The organism is Bradyrhizobium sp. (assembly GCF_019242285.1).
Classification (GTDB): domain Bacteria; phylum Pseudomonadota; class Alphaproteobacteria; order Rhizobiales; family Xanthobacteraceae; genus Bradyrhizobium.
Window position 1 is genome coordinate 1 of sequence record NZ_JAFAVV010000154.1, and the last position, 4886, is coordinate 4886.

Below are 4886 nucleotides of genomic sequence, written 5' to 3' on the forward strand. Positions count from 1 at the left end.
TACGACACCCATCCCGCCATCCGCGACGCTTGCGATGACAGCATCAGCTTCCATGCCGCGAAGATCGAGGCCGACATCGCCGCAGCGATGAAGCGTCATGGAATTCGCGCAAGATGGACCGCGAGGGGTCTCGCCTTGCACACCCAGGCCGTGCTGCAGGGTGCCTTCATTCTCGCCAAGGCCAAGGGCGGTGCGGAAATCGCCATCTCGAGCATCGACCATTTGCACCGCTATATCGAGCTTCTGTTTCGACCTCGAAGGGACAAGGAAAGGACATCGTCATGAGCACGGACAACACCTATCTCGCCGTCTTCCTGGGCAGCAAAACGAGCGCCCGCATGACGGCGTGGATGGCCGTTCCCGAAGCCGAGCGAAAAAAGAACGAGCAGAAGGGCATGGCGGCCTGGAAAGCTTGGATGGAAAAGCATCAGGCCGCGCTCGTCGGCGCCGGCGGCCCGCTCGGCAAGACCAAGCGGGTGTCGGGCAGCGGCATCGCGGACATCGCCAACGAGATGGGCGCCTTCACCGTCGTGCGCGCGGAATCGCACGAGGCCGCGGCCAGGATGTTCGAGAACCATCCGCATTTCACGATCTTCCCCGGCGAAGCGGTGGAGATCATGCCGGTCCTTCCCATCCCGCAGGGCTGAGCGCCTGCGCCTCTACCACAAGCTGAAATTCACGGAGATCGAAATGCCCAACACGGTTCGTCTGCACCGCGTGCTCGCCACCACGCCCGAGAAACTCTACCGCGCCTTTCTCGAACCCGATGCGATGGCGAAGTGGCTGCCGCCCAACGGCTTCACCGCCACCGTGCATTCCATGGAAGCGAAGGTCGGCGGAAAATTTCGAGTGTCCTTTCGCAATTTCACGACCGGCCACAGCCACTCCTTCGGCGGTGAATTTATCGAGCTCGTGCCGCATGAGCGCATTCGCTACACGGATCGCTTCGACGATCCGAACCTTCCGGGCGAAATTCAGGTGACGGTGACGTTGAACAAGGTCTCCGTCGGCACCGAGCTTCATGTCGTGCAAGAGGGCATCCCCGACGTCATCCCGGCCGAAGCGTGTTATCTCGGTTGGCAGCAGTCGCTGGAAAATCTCGCGCGGGTGGCCGAGCCGGACATCAGACAGTAGAGCATGATCCGGAAAAGGAGAAACCGCTAAAGGGGAAACCGCTTTTTCGAAAAGAATATGCTCGAACGAATAGCTTAGAACAGGGTGGCTATTGGTTTAGACAGCACGCGCTAGCATCTGGCCCCCGACAAATGGCCGCATGTCTCGGAGCAGGCCCGACTATAGCTTTACGATATTGAGGATCGAATTTGATCGATGGATGGAAACCATCCGCGTCGGAATCGATGCACCGGGCCAGCGTGAGTGCCGCATCCGAACCGGCCAAGTGCGATGGTGCTCATTCAACTCGACTGAAAGGACGATTGTCATGGTGACCGACTTTGTGACCTATCTGAGCTTCGACGGAAAATGCGAGGAAGCCTTCAAGCACTATGAGAAAGTGTTTCGAGGCAAGATCCTGATGATGATGCGCCATTCCGATGCGCCTAAAGATTCCGGCGTGCCGCAAAATCCCGAGACCGCCAACCGCATCATGCATGCACGCCTCGAGGCGGGCGGCCGCCTGCTGATGGGCAGCGACGCGCCCAATCGGGGTTCATCAAAGCCGCAGGGCTTTTGCGTCAGCGTAGGTGTCGACAAGCCAGCCGAGGCCGAGCGCATCTTCAAGGAGCTCTCGGAAGGCGGCACGGTGATGATGCCGATCGCGGAGACCTTCTGGGCGCAACGCTTCGGCATGGTGACCGACAGGTTCGGCACGCCCTGGATGGTGAATTGCGAAAAGCAATCGGCGTAACCCCAAGCCCAAGGCCCAAGCCCAAGCCGGTTTGTCGCTGGGGCTGACCAACCCCACAAAGCCGAGGGAGAACGACATGAGCACGATATCCATGCCCGAGCATTCCGGCACGACAGCATCGCAATCCGCCACATCCTCGCGGTGGGCCGGCTGGATTCTCAGTGGCCTCGTCATCGCCTTCTGCCTGATGGACGGCGTGATGAAGCTGTTCCATCCGCAATTCGTCATCGACGCGACAAGCGACATCGGCTGGCCTGCCGATCCCGCCACTCTCACCGCGCTCGGCGTGATCTTGCTCGTCTCAACCGCGCTCTACGCGCTTCCGAGGACGGCCGTGCTGGGAGCGGTCCTGCTGACCGGCTATCTCGGCGGCGCCGTGGCATCCCATGTGCGCCACGCAGACCCCCTGTTCACCCACGATCTGTTCGGTGTGTATCTCGGCGTTCTCGTCTGGGGTGGCCTGTGGTTTCGCGATACTCGCCTTCGCGCGCTGATGCCGCTGCGCAGGTAGGGCTGTTCCTGCCCGCGGCGGGCATGCGATTGCCAAAGGCCCTGGGGGACTACTCCGGCATCGTCGCCAGTCGGCGGCACGGACAGGTCGATCGATCCGGTTGTCTTACGCAACAGAGGAGAGAAATCATGTCGAAGATCACGCCGTGCCTCTGGTTTGACGGCAAAGCCGAGGCGGCCGCGAAGTTCTACGCCTCGGTTTTCCCCGACAGCCATGTCGATGCCGTTCATCGCGCCCCGACCGATTACCCGTCCGGCAAGGCGGGCGACGTGCTGCTCGTCGAGTTCACACTGATGGGGCAACCGTTCACCGGATTGAACGGCGGGCCGATGTTCCGGTTCAACGAGGCGATTTCGTTCCAGATACCCGTGGAGACTCAGGCCGAAGCCGACCGCCTCACCGATGCGCTCTCGGCGGTGTCAGAGGCTGAGCAATGCGGCTGGGTGAAAGACCGCTTCGGCGTTTCGTGGCAGATCGTTCCGCGCCAGCTCACCAGGCTGATCGGCGATGCCGATCCCGCCCGCGCAAGACGAGCCTTCGACGCGATGATGCAAATGAAGCGCATCGACATCGCCGCGCTCGAGCGCGCCGCCGATGGCGGCGCCCCATCCGCCTGAACCGTCGAAGGAGGTTGTGTCTGTCGATTCCATGTCCCCGGTCCGCATCAGCGCATTCGGCTGGGTGCCGCCGTTTGCCCAGGGCAGGTCCGCGACCTCACCGCGTCATCCACCGCGGCGGAATCCGCTCAATACCCCGCGACAAGAGCAGATGCGCTGAGACGCATTCGATCAGGCAGGCGGCCAGTTCAAGCTCGCCGACGCAGTGACCGACAACGCCTCCCGCGGTCACGGATCAATCAGGCTTGTTCAACCAGCCTTTCAGATAAGCCGTGTAGCGTTGCAAGCACATTTCGAGAAAACGCTTGTTATAGGGGCTCAAGGTCTGCGTGAACTTCTTGACTGCATCTCGAATCACATCACGCGAGACGGTATTTGGCTCCTCCAGCCGGGATTTGATCAGCGTGAAAAGCTCCTTTCGTGCAGGAAACCAAATTTCGTAAAAAGCCGACACGATTTCGTGGTTTTCCGGGCCAAAGGCTTGGTGAAAGATATCGGGATTATTCATCCCGAATTCGCTCGATTCCTGCTCCATTCGCTCGATGTCGTAAATCATTTGCCGGCACGCGAGCTGGAACTCGGCATCGCTGACCTCGTCGCCGAGATTCCCCTGCACATCCTTGGCGGCTTCGATGAACGTGAACCTGAACCGCGAAGCGAGAATGAGCCCGATCAATAAGGCGGATGTGGTCTCGTCGCCGACAAACTTCCTCGGCAAGGTTCTGACGAATATCACCGAGAATTTTCTCGCTCCACTGCCGTAGATGACCTGGCGGGCCAGCAGCGGGCGGTAGAATTGCCCGTCATGCGCTCGAAAGCTGGTTTCAGGGCTCCTCAAATTTCGTTGATGGGCGGCGTCTAGTATGTCGTCTTCGACTTTATCCATCCAGGCAAATGTTTCGTTATTCGCTTCGAGACTGCTCTTCATCTGGTCCCAGGTGGTCTTGAGCTCGCCGTTCTCGTCAGGGTCCGGGCTCAACCCGAGCAGATTGAAGGTGTCGGGCACGGCTGTGACCATCGAACGCCCTGGGATCTCGGTCTTGTTCTTGGGTAGGGGATCGCGAATGTCGATCTCCATTCTGACCTGATAGAACTTTTCCGATATCGGGTCGTTCTTCCGGGCTTCTTGGAATTTTATTGTCAGCCGCTTTACGCGCTCGGCGATCTCGGCGGCCGTTCTCGGCATCTGCCTGAGCGGAAGCCCCTTTCGCATCGTGCCGCCATGCAGCGGCATGCGCTCGGGGTAATAGTAAAAATCCTCGAAGAGCCGGGCCAGCGGAGTGTCGATGTAGAAATCGAGTTCGTTTGTTGGATCGGGCGGCCCATCCTGCTGATAGGGACGGATCCGCCGGTTTTGCACCATCGCGAGCAGCGACGGTACGGCGGGCGTGTCATGAATGCACAGCAGTCGCGGCGCTTCGGTGATCTTCTTCGACGTATCGAGGAGATGCACGCTGGTAAAAATACCGATCTCGAAGCCGCAAAAATCGTAGGGCCTGCGTTCGCGTCCCGTATAAAGGAAAATCAACCAGTCGGCGGCCTTGAGGTTGTCGATGATCTTCGAATGCCACTCCTCACCCGAACGAATGTTGTAAGCATCCAAAAAGCAGTGGACCCGGGCGGGATTGACGGCGGTCAGCTCCTCCTGCAGACACTGAGCGATGCCGAAATCTTCATGGGAGTAGCTAATGAAGACATGAACATCCGTTGGATCTTTCTTGATCTCTTCGAGTTCGCGTGTGCCAGCCTCGGACATGAGCGCCTCCAGCGGGAGCAGCCAATTCGCAAATCGCGAAGGAACGGTCCATTCGCTAAACCTTTTATATGGCTAAAGGAATGGCCGAAGGTGTGAGGCGGCTCACAATCGAAGAAATTCCGGCGCGGTTCGTTC

6 protein-coding genes and 1 pseudogene are annotated in these 4886 nt (G+C 59.4%); 6 read left to right on the top strand and 1 reads right to left on the bottom strand.

The genetic code is table 11. The features are described 5' to 3' along the window. From JOY90_RS05660 to JOY90_RS05685, 6 genes and pseudogenes are all read left to right on the top strand, one after another. A pseudogene (locus tag JOY90_RS05660) lies at positions 1–285 on the top strand (TetR/AcrR family transcriptional regulator); the annotation flags it as partial. After that, positions 282–647: a hypothetical protein gene (locus JOY90_RS05665; RefSeq protein WP_291690168.1), complete on the top strand. Its 366-nt coding sequence runs from the start codon at positions 282–284 to the stop codon at positions 645–647. The pseudogene JOY90_RS05660 and the gene JOY90_RS05665, both read left to right, overlap by 4 nt. 43 nt (positions 648–690) lie before the next feature. Continuing rightward, positions 691–1134 carry an SRPBCC family protein gene (locus JOY90_RS05670; protein ID WP_291690169.1) on the top strand — a complete coding sequence of 148 codons (444 nt, stop codon included), beginning with the start codon at positions 691–693 and terminating at the stop codon, positions 1132–1134. Between the two features lie 307 nt (positions 1135–1441). Beyond that, positions 1442–1867 (top strand): VOC family protein, encoded by a 426-nt coding sequence (locus JOY90_RS05675; RefSeq protein ID WP_291690170.1) that lies wholly within the window; start codon positions 1442–1444, stop codon positions 1865–1867. Between the two features lie 76 nt (positions 1868–1943). Next, a complete protein-coding gene (locus tag JOY90_RS05680) occupies positions 1944–2378 on the top strand; it encodes a DoxX family protein (RefSeq protein WP_291690171.1) in 435 nt (144 codons plus the stop codon). Positions 2379–2506: 128 nt separating this feature from the next. Further along, on the top strand, positions 2507–2995 hold the full coding sequence (locus tag JOY90_RS05685; protein WP_291690172.1) for a VOC family protein: 489 nt from the start codon (positions 2507–2509) through the stop codon (positions 2993–2995). A gap of 235 nt (positions 2996–3230) precedes the next feature. Here JOY90_RS05685 and JOY90_RS05690 read toward each other — a convergent pair whose 3' ends face one another. After that, entirely contained in the window at positions 3231–4751 is a 1521-nt protein-coding gene (locus JOY90_RS05690) for a toll/interleukin-1 receptor domain-containing protein (protein WP_291690173.1), read from the bottom strand. Positions 4752–4886 lie beyond the last annotated feature (135 nt).

What these genes read in the sequence shown, in the direction of transcription:
- JOY90_RS05685 (WP_291690172.1), top strand. Translation starts at nt 2,507, where the DNA reads ATGTCGAAGATCACGCCGTGCCTCTGGTTTGACGGCAAAGCCGAGGCG.
- JOY90_RS05675 (WP_291690170.1), top strand. Translation starts at nt 1,442, where the DNA reads ATGGTGACCGACTTTGTGACCTATCTGAGCTTCGACGGAAAATGCGAG.
- JOY90_RS05670 (WP_291690169.1), top strand. Translation starts at nt 691, where the DNA reads ATGCCCAACACGGTTCGTCTGCACCGCGTGCTCGCCACCACGCCCGAG.
- JOY90_RS05690 (WP_291690173.1), bottom strand. Translation starts at nt 4,751, where the DNA reads ATGTCCGAGGCTGGCACACGCGAACTCGAAGAGATCAAGAAAGATCCA.
- JOY90_RS05680 (WP_291690171.1), top strand. Translation starts at nt 1,944, where the DNA reads ATGAGCACGATATCCATGCCCGAGCATTCCGGCACGACAGCATCGCAA.
- JOY90_RS05665 (WP_291690168.1), top strand. Translation starts at nt 282, where the DNA reads ATGAGCACGGACAACACCTATCTCGCCGTCTTCCTGGGCAGCAAAACG.